The 26377-nt window shown below is 60.6% G+C and carries 27 protein-coding genes; 20 read left to right on the forward strand and 7 right to left on the reverse strand.

The window, feature by feature from the left end; genetic code table 11:
* Nucleotides 1-9 precede the first annotated feature (9 nt).
* The 3 genes from lpxB to FAY22_RS06365 are packed head-to-tail and all read left to right on the forward strand — an operon-like array spanning nt 10 to nt 2572.
* Nucleotides 10-1143, forward strand: coding sequence for a lipid-A-disaccharide synthase (lpxB, locus tag FAY22_RS06355; RefSeq protein ID WP_146333285.1), 1134 nt, complete (start codon nt 10-12; stop codon nt 1141-1143).
* Nucleotides 1140-1790, forward strand: a complete 651-nt coding sequence (rnhB, locus tag FAY22_RS06360) for a ribonuclease HII (protein ID WP_146329435.1) — start codon at nt 1140-1142, stop codon at nt 1788-1790. Before lpxB ends, rnhB begins: the two co-directional genes overlap by 4 nt.
* The gene (locus FAY22_RS06365) at nt 1787-2572 is read left to right on the forward strand and encodes an RNA methyltransferase (protein WP_146329436.1); all 786 of its coding nucleotides are present in this window, start codon (nt 1787-1789) and stop codon (nt 2570-2572) included. Before rnhB ends, FAY22_RS06365 begins: the two co-directional genes overlap by 4 nt.
* A gap of 27 nt (nt 2573-2599) precedes the next feature.
* Here FAY22_RS06365 and FAY22_RS06370 read toward each other — a convergent pair whose 3' ends face one another.
* Complete coding sequence (locus FAY22_RS06370; RefSeq protein ID WP_146329437.1) at nt 2600-2941, reverse strand: hypothetical protein; 342 nt, start codon at nt 2939-2941, stop codon at nt 2600-2602.
* 153 nt (nt 2942-3094) lie between these two features.
* On the reverse strand, nt 3095-3943 hold the full coding sequence (locus tag FAY22_RS06375) for a pyruvate, water dikinase regulatory protein (RefSeq protein ID WP_146329438.1): 849 nt from the start codon (nt 3941-3943) through the stop codon (nt 3095-3097).
* Between the two features lie 190 nt (nt 3944-4133).
* On the opposite strand from FAY22_RS06375, the gene ppsA reads away from it, so the two are divergent.
* The 3 genes from ppsA (at nt 4134) to FAY22_RS06390 (ending at nt 8185) form a co-directional block, all read left to right on the forward strand.
* Nucleotides 4134-6542 (forward strand): phosphoenolpyruvate synthase, encoded by a 2409-nt coding sequence (gene ppsA, locus FAY22_RS06380; protein ID WP_371417392.1) that lies wholly within the window; start codon nt 4134-4136, stop codon nt 6540-6542.
* A 242-nt stretch (nt 6543-6784) separates the two neighbouring features.
* Nucleotides 6785-7243, forward strand: a complete 459-nt coding sequence (locus FAY22_RS06385) for an NfeD family protein (RefSeq protein WP_371417372.1) — start codon at nt 6785-6787, stop codon at nt 7241-7243.
* A gap of 15 nt (nt 7244-7258) precedes the next feature.
* A complete protein-coding gene (locus FAY22_RS06390; protein ID WP_146329440.1) occupies nt 7259-8185 on the forward strand; it encodes an SPFH domain-containing protein in 927 nt (308 codons plus the stop codon).
* 44 nt (nt 8186-8229) lie between these two features.
* Here the strand turns inward: FAY22_RS06390 and smpB are convergent, their stop codons facing one another.
* The gene (smpB, locus tag FAY22_RS06395; RefSeq protein WP_146329441.1) at nt 8230-8679 is read right to left on the reverse strand and encodes an SsrA-binding protein SmpB; all 450 of its coding nucleotides are present in this window, start codon (nt 8677-8679) and stop codon (nt 8230-8232) included.
* 67 nt (nt 8680-8746) lie between these two features.
* Between smpB and FAY22_RS06400 the strand changes: the two genes are divergently transcribed.
* Both FAY22_RS06400 and FAY22_RS06405 read left to right on the forward strand, forming a co-directional pair.
* The gene (locus FAY22_RS06400) at nt 8747-9178 is read left to right on the forward strand and encodes a type II toxin-antitoxin system RatA family toxin (protein ID WP_146329442.1); all 432 of its coding nucleotides are present in this window, start codon (nt 8747-8749) and stop codon (nt 9176-9178) included.
* Nucleotides 9171-9455 (forward strand): RnfH family protein, encoded by a 285-nt coding sequence (locus tag FAY22_RS06405; RefSeq protein ID WP_146329443.1) that lies wholly within the window; start codon nt 9171-9173, stop codon nt 9453-9455. Before FAY22_RS06400 ends, FAY22_RS06405 begins: the two co-directional genes overlap by 8 nt.
* A gap of 41 nt (nt 9456-9496) precedes the next feature.
* Here FAY22_RS06405 and FAY22_RS06410 read toward each other — a convergent pair whose 3' ends face one another.
* On the reverse strand, nt 9497-9988 hold the full coding sequence (locus tag FAY22_RS06410; RefSeq protein ID WP_168204779.1) for a DUF4124 domain-containing protein: 492 nt from the start codon (nt 9986-9988) through the stop codon (nt 9497-9499).
* Between the two features lie 149 nt (nt 9989-10137).
* Here FAY22_RS06410 and guaB point away from each other — a divergent pair, with 149 nt between their 5' ends.
* The 9 genes from guaB (at nt 10138) to ldcA (ending at nt 18972) form a co-directional block, all read left to right on the forward strand.
* A complete protein-coding gene (gene guaB, locus FAY22_RS06415) occupies nt 10138-11598 on the forward strand; it encodes an IMP dehydrogenase (protein WP_146329445.1) in 1461 nt (486 codons plus the stop codon).
* A 23-nt stretch (nt 11599-11621) separates the two neighbouring features.
* A complete protein-coding gene (locus tag FAY22_RS06420; RefSeq protein WP_146329446.1) occupies nt 11622-12659 on the forward strand; it encodes a sensor domain-containing diguanylate cyclase in 1038 nt (345 codons plus the stop codon).
* 19 nt (nt 12660-12678) lie between these two features.
* A complete protein-coding gene (gene guaA, locus FAY22_RS06425; RefSeq protein ID WP_146329447.1) occupies nt 12679-14259 on the forward strand; it encodes a glutamine-hydrolyzing GMP synthase in 1581 nt (526 codons plus the stop codon).
* Nucleotides 14256-14891 carry a 7-carboxy-7-deazaguanine synthase gene (queE, locus tag FAY22_RS06430; RefSeq protein ID WP_146329448.1) on the forward strand — a complete coding sequence of 212 codons (636 nt, stop codon included), beginning with the start codon at nt 14256-14258 and terminating at the stop codon, nt 14889-14891. Before guaA ends, queE begins: the two co-directional genes overlap by 4 nt.
* 12 nt (nt 14892-14903) lie before the next feature.
* Nucleotides 14904-15350 (forward strand): 6-carboxytetrahydropterin synthase QueD, encoded by a 447-nt coding sequence (gene queD, locus FAY22_RS06435; protein WP_146329449.1) that lies wholly within the window; start codon nt 14904-14906, stop codon nt 15348-15350.
* A 3-nt stretch (nt 15351-15353) separates the two neighbouring features.
* Nucleotides 15354-15848: a tRNA adenosine(34) deaminase TadA gene (gene tadA, locus FAY22_RS06440; protein ID WP_146329450.1), complete on the forward strand. Its 495-nt coding sequence runs from the start codon at nt 15354-15356 to the stop codon at nt 15846-15848.
* A 226-nt stretch (nt 15849-16074) separates the two neighbouring features.
* The gene (locus tag FAY22_RS06445; protein ID WP_146329451.1) at nt 16075-16986 is read left to right on the forward strand and encodes an alpha/beta fold hydrolase; all 912 of its coding nucleotides are present in this window, start codon (nt 16075-16077) and stop codon (nt 16984-16986) included.
* A gap of 148 nt (nt 16987-17134) precedes the next feature.
* On the forward strand, nt 17135-17947 hold the full coding sequence (locus FAY22_RS06450) for a triacylglycerol lipase (protein WP_246860676.1): 813 nt from the start codon (nt 17135-17137) through the stop codon (nt 17945-17947).
* 92 nt (nt 17948-18039) lie between these two features.
* Nucleotides 18040-18972 (forward strand): muramoyltetrapeptide carboxypeptidase, encoded by a 933-nt coding sequence (gene ldcA, locus FAY22_RS06455; protein ID WP_146329452.1) that lies wholly within the window; start codon nt 18040-18042, stop codon nt 18970-18972.
* On the opposite strand, the gene FAY22_RS06460 is transcribed toward ldcA, so the two are convergent.
* Nucleotides 18955-19851, reverse strand: a complete 897-nt coding sequence (locus FAY22_RS06460; protein ID WP_146329453.1) for an aldose 1-epimerase — start codon at nt 19849-19851, stop codon at nt 18955-18957. The genes ldcA and FAY22_RS06460 overlap by 18 nt on opposite strands.
* A 235-nt stretch (nt 19852-20086) precedes the next feature.
* Here FAY22_RS06460 and FAY22_RS06465 point away from each other — a divergent pair, with 235 nt between their 5' ends.
* Complete coding sequence (locus FAY22_RS06465) at nt 20087-21685, forward strand: ABC-F family ATPase (RefSeq protein ID WP_146329454.1); 1599 nt, start codon at nt 20087-20089, stop codon at nt 21683-21685.
* 40 nt (nt 21686-21725) lie between these two features.
* On the opposite strand, the gene FAY22_RS06470 is transcribed toward FAY22_RS06465, so the two are convergent.
* Entirely contained in the window at nt 21726-22286 is a 561-nt protein-coding gene (locus tag FAY22_RS06470; protein WP_146329455.1) for a hypothetical protein, read from the reverse strand.
* Between the two features lie 300 nt (nt 22287-22586).
* On the opposite strand from FAY22_RS06470, the gene nadA reads away from it, so the two are divergent.
* Nucleotides 22587-23726 carry a quinolinate synthase NadA gene (gene nadA / locus FAY22_RS06475; RefSeq protein WP_146329456.1) on the forward strand — a complete coding sequence of 380 codons (1140 nt, stop codon included), beginning with the start codon at nt 22587-22589 and terminating at the stop codon, nt 23724-23726.
* The gene (gene nadC / locus FAY22_RS06480) at nt 23723-24589 is read left to right on the forward strand and encodes a carboxylating nicotinate-nucleotide diphosphorylase (RefSeq protein WP_146329457.1); all 867 of its coding nucleotides are present in this window, start codon (nt 23723-23725) and stop codon (nt 24587-24589) included. Before nadA ends, nadC begins: the two co-directional genes overlap by 4 nt.
* Nucleotides 24590-24673: 84 nt before the next feature.
* Here the strand turns inward: nadC and nadB are convergent, their stop codons facing one another.
* On the reverse strand, nt 24674-26275 hold the full coding sequence (gene nadB / locus FAY22_RS06485) for an L-aspartate oxidase (RefSeq protein ID WP_146329458.1): 1602 nt from the start codon (nt 26273-26275) through the stop codon (nt 24674-24676).
* Nucleotides 26276-26377 lie beyond the last annotated feature (102 nt).

The following is a 26377-nucleotide window of genomic DNA, read 5'->3' on the forward strand; positions in this document are numbered from 1 at the left end:
TCCCTTGCGATGGTCGCCGGCGAGACTTCCGGAGACCTGCTCGCGAGCCGCTTGTTGTCTGGCCTGCGGCCGCATTTGCCGCACGCCGATATTCATGGAATCGGCGGGCCGAAGATGGCGCAGTACGGCTTTCGCAGCGACTGGCCGATGGAAAAGCTTTCGGTGCGCGGCCTGTTCGAGGTGCTCGCGCATTACCGCGAAATCAAGGGTATCCAGAATACGCTGCGTGATGCCTTGTTGCGGGAAAGGCCGGCCGCCTTCATCGGCGTCGATGCCCCTGACTTCAATTTCGGCCTGGAAGAGCAGCTGAAGCGGGCTGGCATCCCAACCATGCATTTCATCAGTCCGTCGATCTGGGCATGGCGCGCAGGGCGCATCAAGAAGATCGCGCGTGCCGTGTCCCACATGCTGGTGGTATTCCCCTTCGAAGAGGAGATTTACCGCAAGGCTGGAATTCCGGTGACCTATGTCGGCTATCCGCTGGCCGAGGTCATTCCCATGGAGCCGGACGTCGACGCCGCTCGCATGGCGCTCGGCTTGCCGAACGAAGGGCGCGTGATCGCCATCCTGCCAGGCAGTCGCATGTCCGAACTGAAGTACAACACTGTTGCATTCATCGAGGCTGTCAAGGTATTGGCCCAGCGCGACCCGTCGATCCGCTTCGTGGTGCCGATGGCCGGCGAGAAGCAGCGCGCTTATTTTCTCGAACTGGTATCGAAGGCGGGCTTGGCCGATGTCCCGATCCAGCTGACGGCGGGGCGTTCGCATGAAGCCATCGCGGCCGCGGACGTGGTGCTGGTTGCTTCGGGTACCGCAACGCTGGAGGTGGCGCTGTTCAAGAAGCCGATGGTGATCGCATACAAGATGATGCGGGCCTCGTGGCATATTCTGCGCCACATGGGGTACCAACCTTGGATCGGACTGCCGAATATCCTCGCGCAGGAATTCGTCGTGCCCGAATTACTTCAGGATGCGGCCACGCCGCAGGCGCTCGCCGATGCATTGTGGGCGCAGTTGGACGACGACGCGTTGCGTGCGCGGCTGCGCCAGCGATTTACGGATATGCATCACTCGCTGTTGCGCGATACAGCGCGGGAGAGTGCGCAGGCGGTCCTGCAATTGATTGGACGACGGCCGGCATGAAAAAGAAGGACGTGAGTCTGTCGCTGTTTGACCACGCGGGCGAAGTAATTTGCGGCGTGGACGAGGCCGGGCGCGGTCCGCTTGCCGGCGCCGTGTTTGCCGCAGCCGTGATTCTCGATCCCTTCAAGCCGATCGCCGGTTTGCGCGACTCCAAGAAGCTGACGGAAGCCCGGCGCGAAGCGCTGGCCGAACAGATCAAGGCGGACGCGCTGGCGTGGGCGATCGCTTGCTGCACCGAAGCTGAAATCGACGAGATCAACATTCTGCAGGCGTCGCTCCTGGCGATGCGGCGCGCGGTCGAGGCGCTGAAAGTGCAGCCCACGCTCGCGCTGGTCGATGGCAACCGCTGTCCTGTGATGCCGCTGCGCTCCGAAGCGATCGTAAAGGGCGACGACAAGGTGCCGGCCATTTCCGCCGCATCGATACTGGCGAAGACTGCGCGCGACGCTTCCATGCTGGCGCTGCACCGGCAGTATCCGGATTACGCCTTCGACCGGCACAAGGGATATCCCACCGCGCTGCACTTGGAGCGCCTGCGCCTGCACGGTGTGACACCGGTACACCGCAAATCATATGCGCCAGTACGGGCATTGATCGATGCTTGCGAGGAGACGGGCATGGGACGGGACGGCAAAGGAACTACATGAAGGCGATTTCATCGCGCGAGAACCCGTTGTACAAGGAATTGAAGCTGCTGGCATCGAATCCTCATGCACGGCGCAAGGCAGGGCGCACGCTGCTCGACGGCGTGCATTTGTGCGAGGCTTATCTACAGCACGTCGGATTGCCACCATTGTGTATCGTCAGCGAGGACTCTGTCGGGCATGCGGAAGTTGCCTCTATCGTGCAACGTTGCGAAGCGGCGAGGGCGCAATGCATCGTGCTGCCGGAAGCGCTTTTTCATGCCTTGAGCCAGGTCGAGCACGGTGTCGGATTGCTGTTTGTGGTCGATACGCCGCGTATTGCCCCACCTAAAAACCTGGTACGTGGAGCGGTGTTGCTCGATAACCTGCAAGATCCGGGAAATCTCGGCTCGATTCTGCGTAGCGCCGCTGCGGCAGGGATCGAGGATGTTTACTGCAGCAAAACGACCGTGTTTGCATGGTCGCCGAAGGTTCTGCGCGCCGGAATGGGGGCGCACTTTCTGCTCAATATCTTCGAGAATGTCGACCTCGGCAGCTTGGTGCGCGCCGCACGCATACCGATATTAGCAACCAGTTCACATGCCGACAAACGGATATATGACGTCGACTTGGCGGGCCCTGTCGCTTGGCTGTTCGGCCACGAGGGTCAAGGCGTTTCCGGGGATTTGCTCGACTTGGCCACTTGGCGCGTATCGATCCCGCATCTTGGCGAGGTGGAGTCGCTGAACGTCGCGGCAAGCGCCGCCGTGTGCTTTTTCGAGCAGGTGCGCCAGAAAACAGCCTGATCGAGCGGTGGCGGACGGAGGGAATTGTCAGCCGCACTCTCGGTATACAAGGCCGGGCGCTACATAGTATTCGTCTGCCTCCAGCGTCATCCTGCTTTGCATCGGACAGACGCGGTCGAACTGGCATTTCCGTCCGTTGATGATCGCGTAGCGATGAATCTGTGAGTCCTGGTAACTGCCGATCGGTTCGAGCACTTGTTCGGGGCGGGCGAAAGGCATGGCCTCGCGAGGCTTGGCGTCCGCCCTAGATTTATCAAGGAGACCGAGCGACTCAATATCGCTCTCGACATGTCCCAGCCCGTCCTTTAGTGCCCAGAAAAAAAATACCAGGCCGCCCCACAATACGAGTTCGATCAATAGCAAATCCATGGCACCGCTCCATCAACGCCTATGCTTTCTTTATACTCAATTTGTAAGGAATCTGTAAGGTTTTTCGGGGTGATATTGACTGGAACTGCCTAGTCGAATGAAAAATGCCGCGACGCTGGCGCGGCGCGGCATAGTTACAGCAATGCCAGCCAATCAATATGAGCGTTTGTCCAGCTTGATTTCTTGAAGAATCATTGTTGCAATTTCTTCAATTGATTTTGCCGTCGAGGACATCCAGCGTATGCCTTCGCGACGCATCATTTTTTCCGCCTCGTTGATTTCGTACCGACAATTTTCCAGTGCTGCGTATTTGCTTCCTGGCCGCCGCTCATTGCGCACTTCGGACAGGCGGTCCGGGGCAATGGATAATCCGAATATCTTCTTCTTGTACGCCAGCAAACCATTCGGCAGCTTGCCGCGTTCGAAATCGTCCGGGATCAGCGGGTAATTGGCAGCCTTGATCCCGTATTGCATGGCGAGGTAGAGGCTGGTCGGGGTTTTCCCGGAACGCGACACGCCCACCAGGATTACGTCGGCGGCGGCGAGGTTCTGGTCCGATTGGCCATCGTCATGCGCAAGCGAGAAATTGATCGCCTCAATACGGTTCTTGTATTCCTCCGAGTCGGCGATGTTATGGCTGCGCCCCACCGTATGCGTGGACTTCACGCCCAGTTCCTGCTCCAGCGGCTCGACAAAGGTCTGGATCAGGTCCATGTGCATACCCTTGGATTGCCTGACTACCGATGACAGCTCCGCCTTGACCAAGGTGGAAAACACGATGGGGCGCTTGCCATCGATCTCGCAGGCGTCGTTAATATGGCGTACAGCCTCATAAGCCTTGTCGAGCGTATCGATGAAAGGAAGGCGAACTTGCTTGAATCGCAACTCGAACTGGGTCAGCACGGAATGGCCGAATGTCTCCGCCGTGATACCGGTCCCATCGGAAACGAAGAATACAGTGCGATCGGCAGGCGGCAAATGTTGGGCGGACAAGTCTGGCATAATCTTATCTAATTTGAAATGATGAAAAACTCTCAGTTGTGCACGGCGGATTCCTGTTGCACACTGTAAAATGACATTGAACAGTAAGCCATGCCGCGCTCACGACGAAGAATAACAAGAAATGAGCCGTGCCACCGCATATGAAGATTTCTATCATCAAACTTAAAGGGTTGTTATGTCCAACACAGCTATGGGTGCTACCCAGGGGGCTACTTACGTAGCATCATTTGAACATCTGAGAATGACGGACGTCGAGTCCGTCGGCGGCAAGAATGCGTCGCTGGGTGAAATGATCAGCCAGTTGGCCGGTGCCGGCGTGCGTGTGCCCGGCGGGTTCGCGACCACCGCGCAGGCGTTTCGCGACTTCCTGTCCTACAGCGCCGGTGGTGGTGCAACGCTCGCACAGCGCATCGAGGACCGCCTCGCGTCGCTGAATATCGACGATGTGCGCGCGCTGGCTGCAGCCGGCGCCGAAATCCGTCAATGGATCATCGACACCCCGTTCCAGCCGCGCCTGGAACAGGAGATCCGCGAGTTTTACCAGCGCCTGGTCGCCGATTCGACCGCTGAGATGTCGTTTGCGGTGCGTTCCTCCGCGACTGCCGAAGATTTGCCGGATGCATCGTTCGCGGGCCAGCAGGAAACCTTCCTGAATGTGGTCGGCATCGACAATGTGCTGGAAGCGATCAAGCATGTGTTTGCATCGTTGTACAACGACCGCGCGATTTCATATCGCGTGCACAAGGGGTTTACCCATTCCGAAGTGGCATTGTCTGCGGGCGTGCAGCGCATGGTGCGTTCCGATATCGGTGCCGCCGGCGTGATGTTCACCATCGATACCGAATCCGGCTTCAAGGATGTCGTGTTCATCACCGCCAGCTACGGCCTAGGCGAGACAGTGGTGCAGGGAGCGGTCAATCCTGACGAATTCTACGTGCACAAACCGATGCTGGAGCAGGGCAAGCTGCCCATCATCCGCCGCAATATCGGTTCCAAGCTGATCAAGATGGAATTCACCGGCGAAGCGAAAGCCGGCCGCTCGGTGAAGACGGTCGACGTGCCGATCGAGCTGCGCAACCGCTATTCGCTGAACGACCAGGAAATCGTCGAGCTGGCCAAGTATGCAGTCATCATCGAAAAGCACTATGGCCGCCCGATGGATATCGAATGGGGCAAGGATGGCCGCGACGGCAAGCTGTACATCCTGCAGGCGCGCCCGGAAACGGTGAAGTCGCAGCAAAAGGCGACCGATGCGCAGCAGCGCTTCAAGCTCAAGGGCAATGGCGTCGTGCTGGCTTCGGGCCGCGCGATCGGCCAGAAGATCGGCGCCGGCCCGGTGCGTGTGATTCGCGACCCCTCCGAGATGGAGCGCGTGCAGCCGGGCGACGTGCTGGTGGCCGACATGACCGACCCCAACTGGGAGCCGGTGATGAAGCGCGCTTCCGCAATCGTGACCAATCGCGGCGGACGCACCTGCCATGCGGCGATCATCGCGCGCGAGCTGGGTGTGCCGGCGGTGGTCGGCTGCGGTAATGCGACCGACATGCTGAAAGACGGCACCTTGGTGACCGTGTCCTGCGCCGAGGGCGATGAAGGCAAGATTTATGACGGCTTGCTGGAAACCGAGGTGACCGAAGTGTCGCGCGGCGAACTGCCGGAAGTGCCGGTGAAGATCATGATGAACGTCGGTAACCCGCAGCTGGCGTTCGACTTCCAGTCGATCCCGAACGGCGGCGTCGGCCTAGCGCGCCTGGAGTTCATCATCAACAACAACATCGGCGTGCATCCGAAGGCGATCCTGGAATATCCGGGCATCGACGCCGACTTGAAGAAGGCGGTCGAATCGGTCGCGCGCGGCCATGCGTCGCCCAAGGCCTTCTATGTCGATAAGTTGGCCGAAGGCGTGGCAACGATCGCCGCCGCATTCTGGCCGAGGCCGGTGATCGTGCGCCTTTCCGACTTCAAGTCGAACGAGTACAAGAAGTTGATCGGCGGTTCGCGATACGAGCCGGACGAGGAAAACCCGATGCTCGGCTTCCGCGGCGCGGCGCGCTACCTGGCAGAGGATTTTGCCGAGGCGTTCGAGATGGAATGCCAGGCGATGAAGCGGGTGCGCAACGACATGGGCCTGACCAATGTCGAAATCATGGTGCCGTTCGTGCGCACGCTCGGCCAGGCGGAAAAGGTTGTCAACCTGCTTGCGAAGAACGGTCTGAAGCGCGGCGAAAACGGCCTGCGCCTGATCATGATGTGCGAAGTGCCGTCCAACGCGATACTGGCCGAGCAGTTCCTGGAGTATTTCGACGGTTTCTCGATCGGTTCCAACGACCTGACCCAGCTCACGCTCGGCCTGGATCGCGATTCTGGCATGGAATTGCTGGCGGCCGATTTCGATGAGCGCGACCCGGCTGTGCGCGCCTTGCTGTCCAAGGCGATTGCTGCATGCCGTGCGCAGGGCAAGTACATCGGCATCTGCGGTCAGGGGCCGTCGGACCACCCGGATTTCGCGGAGTGGCTGATGAAAGAGGGGATTGCATCGATTTCGCTGAATCCCGATACCGTGATCGATACCTGGCAAAAGCTGGCGACGGTGCGCTGATCGGTGGACATGTCTTGTTGAGATGCGAAAACGCGGGCTTCATGCCCGCGTTTTTGTTTAGAGTAATCTGTTGTAAGGCGGCAAAAATGCAGATAGAAAGCATTTGACGGCAAGGGGTTTTGGATTAGACTTAAGCAACCTTATTCATGGACAACAACCAACAAAAACGGCAGTACAAGGTGGTTTGAACCCCCGCCAGCCTCGCGGCTGCGGGGGTGTTTTATTTTTGTGCTGCAGTAAGAATGCGGGGACTGAAAATGGCGGATTGGATGATCTGGTTTGTTTTCGCCGGTGCTCTGGTGATCCTGGAAATGTTTACCGGGACGTTTTATCTGCTGATGATCGGTTTCGGCTTGGTCGCCGGCGGCTTGGTGGCTTTTGCCGGCTTGGGGCGCGAAGCGCAACTGATCGGTGCAGGTATCGTCGGTGCGATTGCCACCTATGGCCTGCGGCGCAGCAAATGGGGAGGCATGACGCGGCGTCTGGCTGCCCGTGATCCGAACGTCAATCTCGACATCGGGCAGGCTTTGAAAGTCGACGCCTGGAATGAGGACGGCAAGACGGCCCGAGTAACATATCGCGGCGCTTTATGGGATGTCGAACTCGAACATGATGCCGATTGCGTGCCAGGCATCTTCACCATTCGGGAAATCCGTGGCAATCGCCTGATCGTTTCAAAAGATCGCAAACAAGATAACTGAAAAGAAAGGATGCCCATGCAATTCGGATTCGGAAATCTCGGCCTGATTTTGTTTGTCGTTGCGGTGGTATTCGTCGTCAAGACGATCAACGTGGTGCCGCAGCAGCATGCCTGGGTCGTCGAGCGACTGGGCAAATATTACGCCACGCTCGGCCCCGGCCTGAATATCGTATTGCCGTTTATTGACCGCATCGCCTACAAGCATTCGCTGAAAGAAATTCCGCTCGACGTTCCCAGTCAAGTCTGCATTACCAAGGATAATACGCAGCTGCAAGTGGATGGCATCCTGTACTTTCAGGTGACCGACCCCATGCGCGCATCGTACGGATCGTCCAATTACCTGATGGCGATTACGCAGCTGGCGCAAACCACCCTGCGTTCCGTCATCGGGCGCATGGAGCTGGACAAGACCTTCGAGGAACGCGATCACATCAACAAGGCGGTGGTCAGTGCAATCGATGAGTCGGCGGCAAACTGGGGCGTCAAGGTGCTGCGTTATGAAATCAAGGATCTGACCCCGCCCAAGGAAATCCTGCATGCAATGCAGGCACAGATTACGGCAGAACGCGAAAAGCGCGCCCTGATTGCTGCGTCGGAGGGGCGCAAGCAGGAACAGATCAATATCGCCAGCGGCGAGCGCGAAGCGGCGATCGCCAAGTCCGAAGGTGAAAAGCAGGCGGCGATCAATCGCGCGCAAGGCCAGGCCGCCGGTATTCTTGCCATCGCGGAAGCGAGCGCGGAAGCATTGCGCAAGACGGCAGCGGCCATCCGCGAGCCGGGCGGCTCGGACGCGGTCAACCTGAAAGTGGCGGAACAGTATGTGAGTGCCTTCTCGCAGCTGGCAAAAACCAATAACTCGATTATCGTTCCCGCCAACATGAGCGACATCAGCGGCTTGATCGCGAGCGCGTTGCAGGTCGTAAAATCGCAGCAAAAAGCGTGAGCCGGAAAGGCGCGCCGCAAGGAGGAAGGGCGCGCCGGGCGTGATCAGCGCCGGTGCTGCTTCATGATCGATTGCTGCTCGCGCTGCCAGTCGCGCTGTTTTTCACTCTCGCGCTTGTCGTGCTGCTTCTTGCCCTTGGCCAGGCCGATCTCGCATTTGATGCGGCCTTTGGTGTAATGCAAATTGATTGGAACTAATGTGTATCCGGCGCGCTCGACCTTACCGATCAGCCGCTTGATTTCTTCCCCGTTCAGCAGCAGCTTGCGGGTACGTACCGGGTCCGGCGACACATGGGTCGATGCGGTAGGCAAAGGGCTGATATGGGAGCCGAACAGGAAGACTTCGCCATTGCGCACGATGACATAGGCTTCCTTCAATTGCACGCGGCCGGCGCGGATTGATTTGACTTCCCAACCTTCCAGAACCATGCCGGCTTCGTAGCGCTCCTCGATGAAGTAATCGTGGAAGGCTTTTTTATTATCAACAATGGTCATGAGTTCTGGAAACAGAGTGTGTCGGTTAAAATTTTAACTTCTTATTTTATCAAACGGTTCATTCGCGATGGCTGTCGTTCACAAGTCGGTATTGCTCGCATATAGCGCAGAACAAATGTTCACGCTGGTGGAGAACATCGAGGAGTATCCGAAATTTCTGCCCTGGTGTGGTGGGGCAGAGGTGCGCACCAGGGATGGTAGCAAGGTGCTGGCCGAATTGACGATCAATTACCGTGGCGTGAAGCAAAGCTTTTCGACCGAGAATGTCAACGTGGCGCCGACTTCGATCGAAATGCGGCTGGTTGAAGGTCCGTTCAAGCAGTTGCACGGCGCCTGGAGTTTCAAGCCGCTGCGCAGCGACGCATGCAAGATCGAGTTCGAGCTGAATTACGAATTTTCAAGCAGGGTGCTGGAGCAATTGATCGGCCCTGTCTTCAATATGATTGCGAACAGCTTTGTCGATTCCTTCTGCAAGCGCGCGGAGACGGTTTATGGCTGACATTTACGTGCAGGTCTGCTATGCGCGGCCGGACATGCAATTTGCGCGCGATCTGCGTTTGCCGCAGGGGGCCACGCTGCAGGCGGCGGTGGAGCAAAGCGGTGTGCTGCAGGCCGTGCCGGACATCGACCTAGCCTCCTGCCGCGTCGGCATCCACGGCAAGCTCAAGTCGCTCGATACGGTCTTGCGAGAGCGCGACCGCGTCGAAATTTATCGGCCGTTGACTGCCGATCCGAAAGAATCGCGCCGCAAGCGTGCCGTGAAAAAAGGGCTATAAAAAAGCCTGCGCAGGCGCAGGCTTGTTGCGTATTTTTCACGTTATCTGCAATCCTGTGCGGCCTGCCTAGCCTCGCGTAATTCGCGTGCTCGTTGTTCATCCGACAAGAAAGAGCGCTCGCCGCTATTGTCGGTCTGCGCAATGCGTTCGCCCGATTCCAGCGCGCGCAGGTAGCTGCGGGTACGCTCGCAGTGCTTGCTTTTTTCCGCGGCCAGGCGTGCATCATCCTCCGCCTTCTTCTCTTTTTCGGCCTGCTCCGCGCGCCGCTTTTTGAATTCCGCATTCTGCTCGGCGAGCGACTTTTGCTGCGTGGCGGCACCGCTGCCGGGAGCCGTTGCATCGGCGGTGGCGCGAACGCCCGGATGCTTCAATACGCGCGCGGCCGGCACCGAAGGCGGAGGCGGCATGTCCGAATACTGCTTCACGCCTTTCTCGTCGAGCCATACATACTGCGCAAGAGCGGCGACCGGCGCGAGCAGTACAACGGCCAGGAAGCTGGCGCCGGCGAGGCGCAGGGAATTGGTTATTCTCATTGCGATCCTTTTGAACGGGGAGCAGACAGTCGGATTTCGCCATGCTTTATGCATCGTGTCAACGAAGAAGCTTATAGGCGAAAGCAATGTAAAAAAGCCTTGCCTTGAGGATTTCTGTATAATGCGGCTTTGCGCCTATAGGAATCACTATGCGTCTACTCCAGAAAGCACTCACATTCGATGACGTGCTGCTCGTCCCGGCATATTCGGACATCCTTCCCAAAGATACTTCCCTGAAAACGCGCCTGACGCGCAACATCACGCTGAATATCCCGCTGTTGTCGGCGGCGATGGATACCGTGACCGAAGCGCGGCTCGCGATCGCGATGGCGCAGGAGGGCGGCATCGGCATCGTCCACAAGAACCTGAAGCCGGCTGAGCAGGCGCGTGAAGTGGCGAAAGTCAAGCGCTTCGAGTCCGGGGTGGTGCGCGATCCGATCACGATTCCGCCGACCATGAAGATCCGCGACGTGATCGCGCTGTCGCAACAGCACGGCATCAGCGGCTTCCCGGTCGTTGAGGGCAAGCTGGTGGTTGGCATCATCACCAACCGCGACTTGCGCTTCGAAGAAGAGCTGGATGCGGAAGTGCGCGCCAAGATGACCCCGCGCGAGAAGCTGGTGTACGTGAAGGAAGGCGCGGACCTGGCCGAAGCCAAGCGCCTGATGAACAAGCACCGCCTGGAGCGGGTCATCGTGGTCAACGATGCATTCGAACTGCGCGGCCTGATTACCGTGAAGGACATCCAGAAATCGACAGAGCACCCGAACGCGAGCAAGGACGAGCACGGCAAGCTGCGCGTCGGCGCGGCGGTTGGTGTCGGCCCGGATAACGACGAGCGCATCGAACTGCTGGTGAAGGCCGGCGTCGACGTGATCGTGGTCGATACCGCACATGGCCATTCCAAGGGCGTGCTGGACCGGGTGCGTTGGGTCAAGAACAATTATCCTCAGGTCGACGTCATCGGCGGAAATATTGCCACCGCCGCCGCCGCCATCGCACTGGCCGAGCACGGCGCCGATGGCGTCAAGGTTGGTATCGGGCCCGGCTCGATTTGCACCACGCGTATCGTGGCTGGCGTTGGCGTGCCGCAGATTACCGCGATTTCAAACGTCGCGGAGGCGTTGAAGGGGACCGGCATCCCCTGCATCGCAGACGGCGGCATCCGCTTCTCTGGCGATATTTCCAAGGCGCTGGCGGCAGGAGCATCGAGCGTCATGATGGGCAGTATGTTTGCCGGCACCGAGGAAGCGCCTGGCGAAGTGATCCTGTACCAGGGCCGCAGCTACAAGTCGTATCGCGGCATGGGCAGCCTGGGTGCGATGTCTGAAGGCTCGGCTGACCGCTACTTCCAGGACGCTGCGAACAATGCGGACAAGTTCGTGCCGGAAGGGATCGAAGGGCGCGTGCCGTACAAGGGCAGCGTCCTGGCCATCCTGTACCAGCTGGTTGGCGGCGTGCGTTCTTCCATGGGATATTGCGGATGCGCGACCATCGATGAGTTGCGCGAGAAGGCAGAATTCGTCGAGATCACGTCCGCCGGCATGCGCGAGTCGCACGTGCACGACGTCCAGATCACGAAGGAAGCGCCGAACTACCGTGCGGAGTGATCCGCGTTGAAGGTAACAGCAAGATGACGAAGCCGGTAGCGGCGATGCAAACGCAGGCGCAGCCATCCGTTGGCGGACCGGCGGATGCGGCGCCGCACGAAGTCGAACAGCAACTGCTGCGCATCCGGCGCATCGGCAAGCGGCTGTTCGATGTGGCCGACTGCGTCATCGTCCTCGGGCAGACGTCGTCGGAATCGCCCGACGGCGCGTCCTCACCGTTGTCCGCAGAAGCGGATTTCTGCCGCAGGCAGCCGTTGCCCGACGCATCGGTCGTGGTGGCGGACGCTGGCAGTCATCCGGTGCTCGGGCGCGACCGCGCGGTGCTGGGCGTGCCGCATATTCGGTTTTTTGCGGCGCATCCGGTCCGTAATCAGGAAAAAGTCCTGGTTGGCCATGTCTGCCTGATCGACCTTGCTCCACGGCCGGGTTTCGGGCCGGCGGAACGGCAGTTGCTGGCCGATCTCGCATCGCTGGTGGAGCGCGAGCTGCTGGTCCACTCGATGAGCGCGTCGCATCTCGACCTGCAAAAGAAGAACAAGAATCTGCGTCGCAAATCCCTGATCGACCCTTTGATCGGGACTTGGAACCGCGGCGCGATCATGCGTATTCTGACGATCGAGGCGATTCGCTGCGACAAGGCGGGAGTCCCACTGTCGCTGATCGTAGCCGATCTCGATTATTTTAAGAAGATCAACGACACTTACGGGCACCAGGCGGGCGATGCGGTGCTGGTCAAGGTCGCCAGCCGGCTGCGTTCCTGCATCCGTCCCCAGGAAGCGCTGGGCCGGTATGGCGGCGAAGAGTTCTTGATCGTATTACCGGGGGCGACGAGTGCGACGGCCATGGCGGTCGCCGAGCGCATGCGGCAAGCGGTGGCGTCGCAACCGGAAACGATCGGGGGCACGACGTTCAACCTGACGATCAGCGCAGGCGTGGCGTCGACCGATATGTTTCCGACCGCGACGACGGAAGAATTGATCAGCCGCGCCGATGTGGCGCTGTACGCCGCGAAAGATGCAGGGCGTAACCGCATCGTCAAGGCAGCACCAGAATTACCCTGATTATCAAAACCAGCACATCATGCATTCTAAAATTCTCATTCTCGATTTCGGTTCCCAGGTGACCCAGCTGATCGCGCGCCGCGTGCGTGAAGCCGGCGTTTTTTCCGAGGTGTATCCGTATGACGTCAGCGACGATTTCGTCCGTAACTATGGGGCCGCGGGCATCATCCTGTCCGGCGGGCCGAACTCGGTCACCGAGGGCGACACCCCGCGCGCGCCGCAGGCGGTGTTCGAGGCCGGCGTGCCGGTTTTCGGCATCTGCTACGGCATGCAGACCATGGCCGAACAGCTCGGCGGCAAGGTCGAGAATGGCAAGGTGCGCGAATTCGGCTACGCGGAAGTGCGCGCGCGCGGCCATACGGCGCTGCTCAACGGGATCAACGATGTCGTTACGCCGGAAGGCCACGGCATGCTGAAGGTCTGGATGAGCCACGGCGACAAGGTCAACGAAATGCCGCCCGGCTTCAAGCTGATGGCATCGACCGACAACTGCCCGGTCGCGGGCATGGCCGACGAGGAGCGCAAGTTCTACGCGGTGCAGTTCCATCCGGAGGTAACCCACACGCTGCAGGGCAAGGCCATCCTTGGCCGCTTCGTGCACGAGATCTGCGGCTGCAAGTCCGACTGGAACATGCCGGACTATATTTCAGAGGCGGTCGAGGCGATCCGCAAGCAGGTCGGCAATGACGAAGTCATTCTCGGCCTGTCAGGTGGCGTCGACAGCAGCGTCGCCGCGGCGCTGATCCATCGCGCCATCGGCGATCAGCTGACTTGCGTGTTCGTCGATCACGGCCTGTTGCGGCTGGACGAGGGAAAGATGGTGATGAACATGTTCGGCAAGAACCTCGGCGTGAAGGTGATTCATGTCGATGCCACCGAGCAGTTCATGGGCAAGCTGGCTGGCGTGACCGACCCGGAAGCCAAGCGCAAGATCATCGGCCGCGAGTTCGTCGAGGTGTTCCAGGCCGAAGCCGGCAAGCTGAAAAATGCGAAGTGGCTGGCGCAGGGCACCATTTATCCCGACGTGATCGAAAGCGCGGGCAAGGGCAAGAAGACCGCGCATACGATCAAGAGCCACCACAACGTCGGCGGCTTGCCGGAAACGCTGAATCTGAAACTGCTGGAGCCTCTGCGCGAACTGTTCAAGGATGAAGTGCGCGAACTGGGCGTGGCGCTCGGCCTGCCGCACGACATGGTGTACCGCCATCCGTTCCCGGGGCCGGGCCTGGGCGTGCGCATCCTCGGCGAAGTGAAGATGGACTACGCTGACCTGCTGCGCCGCGCCGACGCGATCTTCATCGAAGAATTGCGGGCAACGATGGATGAAGAGGGCAAGTCGTGGTACGACAAGACCAGCCAGGCGTTCGCCGTGTTTTTGCCGGTGAAGTCGGTCGGCGTGATGGGCGACGGCCGCACCTATGAGTACGTGGTCGCATTGCGCGCGGTGCAGACGCAGGACTTCATGACCGCGCACTGGGCACATCTGCCGCATGAATTGCTCGGCAAGGTATCGAACCGCATCATCAATGAAGTGCGCGGCATCAATCGTGTCGTGTATGACATTTCCGGAAAACCGCCCGCGACGATCGAGTGGGAATGAGCTACATCGTCAAAGAGATTTTCTACACCTTGCAGGGCGAAGGCACACATGCCGGGCGCCCCGCGGTGTTCTGCCGCTTTTCGGGCTGTAACCTGTGGAGCGGCAGGGAAAGCGACCGCGCGAGCGCGGTGTGCAAGTTCTGCGATACCGATTTTGTCGGCACCGATGGCGAGCTGGGCGGGAAATATCCGGACAGCGCCAGTCTGGCAAAGGCCATCGATGCCCTGTGGCCGGCCGCTTACCCCGCAAGCAAGTTTGTCGTGTTCACTGGCGGCGAGCCGCTGTTGCAGCTTGACGCGGCGCTCATCGAGAGCATGCATGCGCATGGTTTCGAAATCGCCATCGAGAGCAATGGCACGCTGCCGGTGCCCGCAGGCGTCGACTGGATATGCATCAGCCCCAAGATAGGATCGATGCTACAGGTCCGTCGGGGTAACGAGCTCAAGGTGGTGATCCCGCAGCAAAACCAGAACCTCGACGATTACGAGCTGCTCGAATTCGACCATTTTTACCTGCAGCCGATGGATGGCCCCGACGCGGAGCGCAATACGCAGCTCGCGATCGAACTGTGCAAGCAGCGCCCGCAATGGAAGCTGAGCCTGCAAACCCACAAGCTGCTGCAAATTCCCTGATTCCTAGTCCCCATGCTGACCATTACCCGCAAGCTGGAATTCGATGCCGGCCATCGTATTCCCGACCACAAGAGCCAGTGCCGCAACCTGCATGGGCATCGCTATACCCTTGAAATCACGCTGATTGGCGCGGTGATCACGGAAGAGGGCAGTTCCGACAACGGCATGATCATGGATTTTTCCGATGTGAAGTCGCTGGCCAAGCAGCATCTGGTCGATGTCTGGGACCACGCCTTCCTGGTGTACGAAAAGGATACTGCGCTGCGCGAATTCCTCGACAGCCTTCCTGGTCACAAGACCGTGGTCATCGGCAGCATCCCGACCGTCGAGAACCTGGCGCAGACGGCATTCAACATCCTGAAAGCGGCCTACCAGGACCGTTACGGCACCGGCCTGCGCCTGCACAAGCTGGTGCTGCACGAGACACCCAACTGCTGGGCCGAAATCACGGCCGACTGAGCAATGCGCGACGCGATCTACATGCAGCAGGCGATTTCGCAGGCCCACAATGCGTGGGCACTGGGCGAGGTCCCGGTGGGCGCGGTCGTGGTCAGGGACGGCGAAGTCATCGCCACCGGCTTCAATCAGCCGATAGGCACCCATGATCCGACGGCGCATGCCGAAATCATGGCCTTGCGCGCTGCGGCCGCTATCCTGGGCAACTATCGCCTACCGGGCTGCGAACTGTATGTCACGCTTGAACCATGCGCGATGTGTTCCGGTGCAATGATGCATGCGCGGCTGTCGCGCGTGGTGTTCGGCGCGCCTGATCCAAAGACGGGCGCCTGCGGTTCCATCGTGAATCTGTTCGAGCAGGAAAAACTGAATCACCATGCCGAAGTGGTCGGCGGCGTGCTCGCGGATCAATGCGGGGCCTTGCTCAAGGACTTCTTCGCCGAGCGGCGGCGCGCGGCGCAGCGCGCAACGGGCCTGGTTCCGGATGCCGGCCTCGTTTGAATAATGCCGCGCGGGCACTGTCTCTGGAAAAACTACATGTACGTGTAAAGTCGCCAGTCGGTGCGCCGGCATGAACGGTCCGTCCGGCGTCCAGGAAGGCTTACGCAGGCCCGCTCATGTCTGGCATACGCCTTGCAAAGAGCTCAGCATCAAGAACGCTTGATATTGAGACAAATTTGCAGCCGAGGAATGAAGTCAGTTAATCGGCATGCTGAAGGGATGTGAATTGCCTATTATCGCTACCAACGGCATCAACCTGGCCTACGACGTGCAAGGCGACCCGGCAGGTGAGCCGATCCTGCTGATCGCCGGCCTTGGCCTCCAACTCATATCCTGGCCGGACGCATTTTGCCAAGGCCTCGCCGCGCAAGGTTTTCGCGTCATCCGCTTCGATAACCGTGACTGCGGGCTGTCGACCAAGATGGACCAGTTCGGCAAGCCGCATCTGCCGACAGCTTTTTTTCACTCGCTGTTTCATCTGCCGCTGCTGAGCGGCTACACGCTCTATGACATGGCGAAGGATGCAGTCGGCCTGCTCGATGAACTGGGCATCGGCAAGGCGCACATTGTCGGCGCCTCGATGGGCGGGATGATCGCGCAAATCATCGCTGCCACCTCCCCGCACCGCACGTTGACGCTGACTTCGATCATGTCGACCAGCGGCCGTCCGGGGTTGCCCGGTCCGACGCTGGCGGCACATAACGCCCTGTTTTCGTCGCCCGACAATCCGCGCGATATCGACAGCGTGATCGGCTATTTCGTAAAGATGTTCCAGGTGATCGGCAGCCCGCGCTATCCGACGCCCGAGGCGGAGCTGCGCAGGCGTGTTGTGCAAAGCGTGCGCCGCAATGTGTGTCCTGCCGGGAGCGCGCGCCAGATCATGGCCGTGGCGGCCTCGGGCGACCGGGTCGCCCTGCTGCGCACGATCAAGGCGCAGTCCCTGATCATTCACGGCAGCGACGACCCTCTGGTGCCGATTGCCTGCGGCCGCGACACCGCGCGCTGGATACCGAATGCCACAATGCACGAAATTGAAGGCATGGGGCACGATTTCCCGCCCGCGCTCGAAACGGCGCTGTCGGATGTGATCGGCAAGCATTGCCGGCGCGGCAACGAGCTGGAAGCGCGGTGCGCGTGACGAATGGTTGACTTCAGAGTGCCGATTTGCATGAGATTGTTTCTTGGCGGAAATATAAGGTGTTATGCTGGACCGCTCATCCAGTCAACGCGGGAAGGAGAGGGGCATGTTGGCGCAGCAGCTTAATTTTCGACATGGGGTGCTTCAAGTGAGAAACGAAGGAAAGGCACAACAGAATGAGTCCCACATCAAGGCTCCCGGCTGGTTCCGGCTCGCGCTGGAAGGGCGCGCGCTGTGGGAATTGTGGGCATCGCTGATTGCGCTGCCGGTCTTGAAGAACGCGCCGAAAGGAGACGGTCATCCGGTCATGGTGTTTCCGGGGCTGGCGACGGGCGACATGACGACGCTCGTGCTGCGCAATTTTCTGAAGGATCGCGGCTACGCTCCTTACGCATGGGAACAAGGCTTGAATCGTGGACCGCGTCCGGGCGTGATCGAGAACTGTGTCGAACGCGTGCAGGAACTGCGCGCGGAGCACGGCAGGACCGTCAGCCTGGTGGGCTGGAGCCTGGGCGGGATCTACGCCCGAGAAATCGCCAAGTTGATGCCGGACGACGTACGCACGGTGATCACGCTGGGCTCGCCGTTCACAGGCCATCCCAAGGCGACCAACGCTTGGCGGCTGTACGAATTCGCAAGCGGTCGCAGCATCGACGACGATGCGCGCATCGCCGACCTGAAGGGCACGCCGCCAGTGCCGACCACATCGATTTTCAGTCGCACCGATGGCGTGGTCGCCTGGCAGTGCAGCCTGGAGGACGAGACCGAACGCTCCGAGAACATCGAAGTCCATGCCAGCCATATCGGCATGGGCATGAACCCGACCGCGCTGTACGCCATCGCCGATCGCCTGGCTCAGCCGGAAGGCGAGTGGCGTCGTTTCGACCGCGAAGGCCTGGCGGGCTTGAAGAAGCTGCTGTATCGCGATCCGCAGCGCAATCCGCGTTTCGGCATCTTTTAAGAGGGGCCGGAAGCCGCACCGTGGGCTTCTGGCGCGCCCGGAATGCGGCGGCTACAATCGCGTCTCGCTGAACCACTTCCTATCGACACCGGATGACCTCCACATTGAAAGTGCCCGCCGGCACGGGCGTGGCGATCGTCGCTCCCGGCGGCTATGCGCCGGACGAGGTGGCGCTCGGCAGGGCAATCGAACGCTTGCAGGCGCAGGGCTGCCTCGTCCGTAACTACTACGACCCGCTGCAAAAGCACGAGCGCTTCGGTGGCACCGACGAGGGACGGTTGCGGCAGATCCATGCCGCCGCCGCCGACCCCGACGTGCAGATCCTGCTCGCGCTGCGCGGCGGGTACGGCATGTCGCGCATCTTGCCGGCACTGGATTTCAGCATGCTGGCGGCAAGCGGAAAACTTTTTGTTGGTCACAGCGACTTTACCGCGTTGCAGATGGGCCTGCTGGCGCAGCAGGGCGCGGCCAGTTTTGCGGGGCCGATGGTGTGCGACGATTTCACGCGGGAGGAAGCGAGCGCCTATACATTGCAGCGGTTCTGGCAATGCGTTAGCCAGCCTGCGCACCAGATCGCATTCCAGGCGGATGGCAATCCGGCGCTGGACGTGTCGGGCATCCTGTGGGGCGGCAACCTGACGATGCTGACCCATCTTGCCGGCACGCCCTACATGCCGCGCATCGAGGGTGGCATCCTGTTCGTCGAGGATGTGAATGAACATCCGTACCGGGTCGAGCGCATGCTGCTGCAATTGCTGCATGCCGGCTTGCTGCGGCAAAAGGCGCTGGTGCTGGGCGATTTTTCGAATTACCGCTTGAGCGCCTATGACAACGGTTACGACTTCGCGGCGATGCTTGCCTACCTGCGCGCGCACCTGCCTGTTCCTGTGCTGACCGGGCTGCCATTCGGGCATATCCGCGACAAGGCGACGCTGGTCGTCGGTTGCCAGGGCCGCCTGCAGTCGGACGGACGTGACGTGCTGCTTTCGATGAGCGGTTACCCGTCGCTAGGCAGCCCCGGCTGACGGTCCGACCAGAAACTTTGTCCGCAATGCCAAGCTGTCGCCGTGCGCCAGGAAAGACAGGCCGGGCTGTTCGGGCATGTGGAAGGCATCGATCGGATGGGTGGTCGGTTCGATGCAAAAGTAATCGTAGCCGGGCGGCCGGTAAAACAGCAGATAGCCATTGCAATCAGGCATCACCATCGTGACCGAGATTCCGTGGTCCGGGTAGTCGACGATCGCCTTGCCGTTCCAGCCGGTATAGCAGTTGTCGATCAACGGTCCCTCCAGGGATGCAGATGTGTTGTAGTCCCAGCCGGCGGGGAGGTTGGTCGTATGCCCGGTCGGGATCGAGCTGGTGTCGGCCAGCCAGATGCCCTCGGCTTTGAAGCGCAGCCGGGTCGCCGCATTGCGCAGGAAGTAAGGATGCAGGCCGAGACCGTAAGGCAGCGTCTTCTGCCCCAGATGCGTGACGGTCAGGTCGATTTGCAGGCCGTCGGGCAGCAGCCGGAAGGTTTCGGTGCCGCGGTAATGGTAGGGATTGCCGTCGAAATGACGCGATTCGAGCGTCAGCTTGAGGTGGCTGTCGCTGCGTTCCGCCACTTTCCAGGCCTGCAGCCAGCCGTCTCCATGTATCGGGTAGTGCTCCTCGCTGCGGTTGGCATGGATCGGGTAGAACGCGCCATCGTGCTCGAAGCCGCCTTGCGTGATACGGTTCGACCAGGGCACCAGCGGAAAGCAGGCTACCGTATAACGGTCGGCGGAAACGCCGTCCCATGCGCGCAACAGCGGCACCCACCCGTGCTGAGGTTTCCAGTCCCAGTCGATTACGCTGCCGCCCAATTCCGGGGCTACTTGCAAGCGTTGCTTGTCGGATTCGAGGACGATGATGTCGGCTGTCATGGCAATGAGCTCATCCACGCAAGAGATTGGCCGGTACGCAGGCAATGTGTTTAGCGTAAATAGACTCCTTGCCGCCGCTTCCTGTTCCAATTGCTGTTCGGATAGATGGACTGTCCATGAGGGAGGGCGGCGAATCGACCGCAATGCCGGCTGCGCGGTGCGCAAAGCCCCGTCGCTTCCCGGAATGGTAAAATAGCCGGTTATCCTAAATCCATTCCGCAAGAGGCTTTACTCAGTGTTATCCACCGCAAACATCACGATGCAGTTCGGCCCCAAGCCGCTGTTTGAAAACATTTCCGTTAAATTCGGCGATGGCAACCGCTACGGCTTGATCGGCGCCAACGGCTGCGGCAAGTCGACCTTCATGAAAATTCTGGGCGGCGACCTGGAGCCGAGCTCCGGTACCGTCATGCTCGACGCAAACGAGCGCCTGGGCAAGCTGCGCCAGGACCAGTTCGCCTACGAAGACAAGCGCGTGCTCGACGTCGTGATGATGGGCCACACCGAAATGTGGGCGGCGATGACCGAGCGCGACGCCATTTACGCCAATCCGGATGCCACCGACGACGACTACATGCGCGCCGCCGATCTGGAGGCGAAGTTCGCCGAGTACGACGGCTACACGGCGGAGTCGCGCGCCGGCGAGTTGCTGCTGGGCGTGGGCGTGCCGATCGAACAGCACCAGGGGCCGATGAGCAACGTCGCGCCCGGCTGGAAGCTGCGCGTGCTGCTGGCGCAGGCGCTGTTTTCGAACCCGGACATCCTGCTGCTGGACGAGCCGACCAACAACCTCGACATCAATACCATCCGCTGGCTGGAAGACGTGCTCAACGAGCGCAACTCGACGATGATCATCATCTCGCACGACCGTCACTTCCTGAACCAGGTCTGCACGCACATGGCCGACATGGACTACGGCACGCTGAAGATCTATCCTGGCAATTACGACGACTACATGCTGGCGTCGTCGCAGGCGCGCGCCCAGCAAATGGCCGCCAATGCGAAGGCCAAGGAGCGCGTGGCGGAGTTGCAGGAATTCGTGCGCCGCTTCTCGGCCAACAAATCGAAGGCGCGCCAGGCCACCTCGCGCGCCAAGCAGATCGAGAAAATCAAGGTGGAGGACGTCAAGCCGTCCAGCCGCCAGGAGCCCTTCATCCGCTTCGAAGGCGAAAAGAAGCTGCATCGCCAGGCCGTCGAAGTGCAGAGCCTGTCAAAGGCTTACGACCGCACGATTTTCAAGAACCTGAATCTCATGGTCGATGCCGGTGAAAAGATTGCCATCATCGGTGCCAACGGTGCCGGTAAAACCACGCTGCTGCGCTGCATCGGCGGCGACCTGTGCGGTTTGCAGCCGGACAGCGGCAACGCGAAATGGGCGGAGAATGCCAATGTCGGTTACATGCCGCAGGACCCGACCGAGGAATTCGCCGTCGACAAGAACCTGACTGACTGGATGGGCCAGTGGACCAAGGAAGGCGACGACGACCAGGCGGTACGTTCGATCCTGGGCCGCCTGCTGTTTTCCGGCGACGACGTGAAGAAGTCGGTGAAAGTGCTGTCGGGCGGCGAGAAGGGCCGAATGATGTACGGCAAGCTGATGCTGGGCCGGCACAACGTGCTGCTGATGGACGAGCCGACCAACCACATGGACATGGAGTCGATCGAATCGCTCAATATCGCGCTGGACAAGTATGCCGGCACGCTGATCTTCGTGTCGCACGACCGCGAGTTCGTGTCGTCGCTGGCGACCCGGATCCTGGAAGTGAAGGATGGCGAAGTGATCGACTTCCAGGGCAACTACGAAGAGTATCTGGCCAGCCAGGGCATCGAATAGTCGTTACGGCAGGGCGCCTGTCCTGTCGCGCGGCGGCCGCCTACTCGGCCGGCAGCTGCGCGGGAATGGTGGTGGCCGGCGCGCTTTCGCCCAGGTAGAGCAGCTGGTCGAGCCGCTGGCGCAGGCTGCGCGCGGCTTCGTCGCCTTTCGCCTTCAGCACTGCTTCCAGGTAAGGCAGGCGCAATGCTCGGAAGTCCTCGATCGAGCCCGCCTTTTCCACCTTGAGCTGCAGCGTATAGCCGCGCAAGCCGATCATGCTCTTGATGGTCTGCGTATAAAAATGGTAGATGGCCTGGAACTGGTTTTGCCCTTCCGGAATAGGCGAGTCGGGTTCTGTGGCGGCAATGGCAGGTTCAGGCTGCGCGACGGGGTACTCCGGCGCAGACTGGGGCCCCGCGGCCTGAATGAAGCCATTAGCGGCCAGTTCAGCCAGGCTGGCTTCCGACAGGCCCAGGCCCGACACTTTCTTGAGCAAATCTTCGGCGCCGTGCTTGCCATCGACCATGACCAACAGCGTACGCAAGCGCGGAGCGAGCTGGTATTTGCGCGTGGCTATTTCTTCGCGACCCTTGTCGGTCTTGTCAAACACAGTGTTAATCATGGTCTCCACTTCCAACGCAAGAAAATACGGGTGCCTGATTGTATGGATTTGTTAATTCTTCCAGGCAACGTTTAGAATTGACTAGTTATAGAGAAACAGTACGGTCAATTGTTGATGTGCGTCAATTTAGTATGCAATCTATTTGGCCCTGCGTAAATATATTTCAGGCGTTAATTATGGCCATCCAACAAGGGAACCGCTTGAAATCTACCGCTTGATCCCCCAGTTCGGTTTTCGGGCATACTGCTTATTTGGCCGCGCGATTGCGCGCATTGCTATCTGATTAACAGTTTCAACACCATGCAGACTCAATCCATCAAAACCGTCGAATTCGAGCGTCCGCAAATGGAGGCGGGCACCAGTTGTACCGCCAATGCGTGGGCGCGCGTGCCGGCGGCGCCTTCGCCGGCGGAAAAGGCCGCGCTGAAGGAGCGCATCCGGCGCTTGCTGAAGGAAAAGGAAGCGGTGCTGGTGGCGCATTACTACGTCGACGCCGACCTGCAGGACCTGGCGGAGGAAACCGGCGGCTGCGTATCCGATTCGCTCGAAATGGCGCGCTTCGGCCGTGACCATCCGGCCAAGACGCTGGTGGTGGCAGGCGTGAAATTCATGGGCGAGACGGCAAAGATCCTGAGCCCGGACAAGACCATCCTGATGCCCGACCTGGATGCCACCTGTTCACTCGACCTGGGGTGCCCGGCCGACGAGTTCGCGGCATTCTGCGACGCCCATCCGGACCGCACCGTCGTGGTGTACGCCAACACCAGCGCCGCCGTGAAGGCGCGCGCCGACTGGATGGTGACATCCTCGATCGGGCTGGAGATCGTCGAGCACCTGCATGCGCAGGGCAAGAAAATTTTGTGGGCACCGGACAAGCACCTGGGCAGCTACATCCAGAAGAAGACCGGGGCCGACATGCTGCTGTGGCAGGGCTCCTGCCTGGTGCACGACGAGTTCAAGGGCATCGAGCTGGAGCTGCTGAAAAAGGAGCATCCGGGCGCCAAGGTGCTGGTGCATCCGGAGTCGCCGGAGTCGGTGGTGGCGCAGGCCGACGTGGTCGGCTCGACCTCGCAGCTGATCGCCGCCGCGCAGAAGCTGGATGCGACCGAGTTCATCGTCGCCACCGACAACGGCATCTTGCACAAGATGCGCATGGCCGCGCCGGGAAAGCGCTTCATCGACGCGCCGACCGCCGGCAACAGCGCCACGTGCAAGAGCTGCGCACACTGCCCGTGGATGGCGATGAACGGCTTGCAGAACCTGGCCGAGGTACTGGAAACAGGGAAGAACGAGATACACGTCGATCCGGAAATCGGCCGCAAGGCCTATGTCTGCATCGACCGCATGCTGGCGTTTGCCGCACAGCGCAAGGCCAACGTGCGCCCGTCGGGCGACCTGGCGAAAGAACAGAAACTATTTGCAGGGATCGGACCGGCATGAGCACACTGAAGAATACATTTGCGCCATTCGACGCGGCGCTGAAGGCGGCCTTCGAGGCGAATATCCAGGCGGCGCTGACCGAAGACGTCGGCGGCGGCGACGTCACCGGCTTGCTGGTGCCGGAAAACGAATGGGTGAAGGCGCGCGTGATCGTGCGCGAAGAGGCGGTGCTGTGCGGCGCGCCATGGTTCGAAGGCGTGATGGTGCAGCTCGACGCGCGCATCCGCATCGACTGGCGTTACGCGGAAGGTGACTTGATGCGCGCCGACAGCGAAGTGTGCGTCATCGAGGCGCCGGCGCGCGCATTGCTGACGGCGGAACGCGGCGCGCTGAATTTCCTGCAGCTGCTATCTGGCGTGGCGACGGCCACCCGCCGGTATGTCGACACGATCAAGGGCACGCGCTCGGCGATCCTCGATACCCGCAAGACCCTGCCGGGGCTGCGCTTGGCGCAGAAGTACGCGGTGCGCGTCGGCGGCGGCCAGAACCAGCGCCTGGCCCTGTATGACGGCATCCTCATCAAGGAAAACCATATCGCCGCGGCCGGCGGCGTGACTGCGGCGTTGCGCGCGGCGCAAGGCCTGAATGCCGGCGTGACAATCCAGGTCGAAGTGGAAGACCTGACTGAGCTGGAAGAGGCGCTGGCGGCGGGCGCGACTTCCATACTGCTTGATAATTTTACGCTGGAGATGATGCGCGAGGCGGTGAAGATGACGGCAGGACGGGCGCTGCTGGAGGCTTCCGGCGGTGTCAACATGAAGACGGTGCGCGACATCGCCGAAACCGGCGTGGACCGGATCTCGATCGGCAGCCTGACCAAGGATGTGCAGGCAACCGACTATTCGCTGCGCATCGTCGGCTAACTCCTGTCGCTGTTCGACGCGGCAAATGAAAAGGCCGCAGCGCGTTTAACGGCGCGCTGCGGCCTTTTCAATATGCGTTTGCCGTTACCGCGGCGCCGGCGACAACACCGTCGGCAAGGCCTTCGGCAAGGTCTCCGGATAATCCTGGCTGTAATGCAGTCCGCGGCTTTCGCGCCGCGACAGGGCGCTTTCCACGATCATCGAGGCTACGTCGACGAGGTTGCGCAATTCGAGCAGGTCGCGCGTGATGCGGAAATGCGCGTAGTACTCGTAGATCTCTTCGCGCAGCAGGCGGATGCGGTGCTGCGCGCGTTCCAGGCGCTTGGTGGTGCGCACGATGCCGACGTAGTTCCACATGAAGCGGCGCAGTTCGTCCCAGTTGTGGGCGATGACGACTTCCTCGTCGGCGTCGGTGACGCGGCTCTCGTCCCAGGCGGGAAGCGCGATCGTCTTCTGCTTCGGCTGCTGCTCGATATGCTTGGCTGCGGCGCGCCCCACAACCAGGCATTCCAGCAGCGAGTTGCTGGCCAGGCGGTTGGCGCCGTGCAAACCGGTATAGGCGGTTTCGCCGACCGCGTACAGGCCGGGCAGGTCGGTGCGGCCGAACATGTCGGTGACCACGCCGCCGCAGGTGAAGTGCACCGCAGGCACGACAGGGATCGGCTGCGTCGTGATGTCGATGCCCAGTTCCAGGCAACGTGCATGGATCGTCGGGAAGTGCTCCTTGAGGAATTCCGGCGGCTGGTGGCTGATGTCGAGTTCGACATAGTCGAGGCCGCGCTTTTTCATCTCGAAGTCGATTGCGCGCGCCACCACGTCGCGCGGCGCCAGTTCGGCTCGCTCGTCGTGCTCCGGCATGAAGCGCTTGCCGGCGGCGGGACCCGCGCCGGCCGGCAGCTTCAGCACGCCGCCTTCGCCTCGCACCGCCTCGCTGATCAGGAAAGACTTGGCATACGGGTGGTACAGGCAGGTCGGGTGGAACTGGATGAATTCCATGTTGGCCACGCGGCATCCCGCGCGCCATGCCATCGCGATGCCGTCGCCGGTCGCGGTGTCGGGGTTCGTGGTGTACAGATAGACCTTGCCGGCGCCGCCGGTGGCCAGCACCGTGTGATCGGCGGCCAGCGTCATCACCTTGCCGGTATGGACGTCCTGCACGTACAGTCCGAGGCAGGAGGGCGTGCCGACGCTGGCGTCGAGCTTGTCCGACTTGATGACGTCGATCGCGTAATGATGTTCCAGGATGGTGATGTTGGGATGCGAGCGCGCTTTCTGCTCCAGCGTGACCTGTACCGCATGCCCGGTGGCGTCTGCCGCGTGGATGATGCGGCGCTGGCTATGGCCGCCTTCGCGGGTCAGGTGGAAACCGAGTTCCGCCTTCGGGTCGCGCGTGAAGGGGACGCCCTGTTCGATCAGCCATTCGATGGCTTCTCGGCTGTGCTCGATGATGAAACGGGTGGCGCTCTCGTCGCACAGGCCGGCGCCCGCTATCAGCGTGTCGGAGATATGCTGTTCGTGGCTGTCCGCCGAATCGAGCACCGCCGCGATGCCGCCCTGCGCCCAGTTGCTCGCGCCGTCGAGCAGGCTGCGTTTGGAAATGATCACCACCTTGCGGGTTTGTGCAAGATGCAGCGCGACCGACAATCCGGCCAGTCCGCTTCCGACGATTGCGACATCGAATTTCATAAGATAATTCTTTTGCGTATCCATTACACAAGGCGACATCTTACCACTTAGCAATTCTCTGCTCTTGATGCAAAGTGTGGATAGTCGCTGTTACGGGGACAA

The organism is Noviherbaspirillum sp. UKPF54, assembly GCF_007874125.1.
Lineage (GTDB): Bacteria > Pseudomonadota > Gammaproteobacteria > Burkholderiales > Burkholderiaceae_D > Noviherbaspirillum.

Coding starts and splice junctions, on each gene's coding strand:
- lpxB (WP_146333285.1), top strand. CDS start 10: ATGGTCGCCGGCGAGACTTCCGGAGACCTGCTCGCGAGCCGCTTGTTG.
- rnhB (WP_146329435.1), top strand. CDS start 1,140: ATGAAAAAGAAGGACGTGAGTCTGTCGCTGTTTGACCACGCGGGCGAA.
- FAY22_RS06365 (WP_146329436.1), top strand. CDS start 1,787: ATGAAGGCGATTTCATCGCGCGAGAACCCGTTGTACAAGGAATTGAAG.
- FAY22_RS06370 (WP_146329437.1), bottom strand. CDS start 2,941: ATGGATTTGCTATTGATCGAACTCGTATTGTGGGGCGGCCTGGTATTT.
- FAY22_RS06375 (WP_146329438.1), bottom strand. CDS start 3,943: ATGCCAGACTTGTCCGCCCAACATTTGCCGCCTGCCGATCGCACTGTA.
- ppsA (WP_371417392.1), top strand. CDS start 4,134: ATGGGTGCTACCCAGGGGGCTACTTACGTAGCATCATTTGAACATCTG.
- FAY22_RS06385 (WP_371417372.1), top strand. CDS start 6,785: ATGCGGGGACTGAAAATGGCGGATTGGATGATCTGGTTTGTTTTCGCC.
- FAY22_RS06390 (WP_146329440.1), top strand. CDS start 7,259: ATGCAATTCGGATTCGGAAATCTCGGCCTGATTTTGTTTGTCGTTGCG.
- smpB (WP_146329441.1), bottom strand. CDS start 8,679: ATGACCATTGTTGATAATAAAAAAGCCTTCCACGATTACTTCATCGAG.
- FAY22_RS06400 (WP_146329442.1), top strand. CDS start 8,747: ATGGCTGTCGTTCACAAGTCGGTATTGCTCGCATATAGCGCAGAACAA.
- FAY22_RS06405 (WP_146329443.1), top strand. CDS start 9,171: ATGGCTGACATTTACGTGCAGGTCTGCTATGCGCGGCCGGACATGCAA.
- FAY22_RS06410 (WP_168204779.1), bottom strand. CDS start 9,988: ATGAGAATAACCAATTCCCTGCGCCTCGCCGGCGCCAGCTTCCTGGCC.
- guaB (WP_146329445.1), top strand. CDS start 10,138: ATGCGTCTACTCCAGAAAGCACTCACATTCGATGACGTGCTGCTCGTC.
- FAY22_RS06420 (WP_146329446.1), top strand. CDS start 11,622: ATGACGAAGCCGGTAGCGGCGATGCAAACGCAGGCGCAGCCATCCGTT.
- guaA (WP_146329447.1), top strand. CDS start 12,679: ATGCATTCTAAAATTCTCATTCTCGATTTCGGTTCCCAGGTGACCCAG.
- queE (WP_146329448.1), top strand. CDS start 14,256: ATGAGCTACATCGTCAAAGAGATTTTCTACACCTTGCAGGGCGAAGGC.
- queD (WP_146329449.1), top strand. CDS start 14,904: ATGCTGACCATTACCCGCAAGCTGGAATTCGATGCCGGCCATCGTATT.
- tadA (WP_146329450.1), top strand. CDS start 15,354: ATGCGCGACGCGATCTACATGCAGCAGGCGATTTCGCAGGCCCACAAT.
- ldcA (WP_146329452.1), top strand. CDS start 18,040: ATGACCTCCACATTGAAAGTGCCCGCCGGCACGGGCGTGGCGATCGTC.
- FAY22_RS06460 (WP_146329453.1), bottom strand. CDS start 19,851: ATGACAGCCGACATCATCGTCCTCGAATCCGACAAGCAACGCTTGCAA.
- FAY22_RS06470 (WP_146329455.1), bottom strand. CDS start 22,286: ATGATTAACACTGTGTTTGACAAGACCGACAAGGGTCGCGAAGAAATA.
- nadA (WP_146329456.1), top strand. CDS start 22,587: ATGCAGACTCAATCCATCAAAACCGTCGAATTCGAGCGTCCGCAAATG.
- nadC (WP_146329457.1), top strand. CDS start 23,723: ATGAGCACACTGAAGAATACATTTGCGCCATTCGACGCGGCGCTGAAG.
- nadB (WP_146329458.1), bottom strand. CDS start 26,275: ATGAAATTCGATGTCGCAATCGTCGGAAGCGGACTGGCCGGATTGTCG.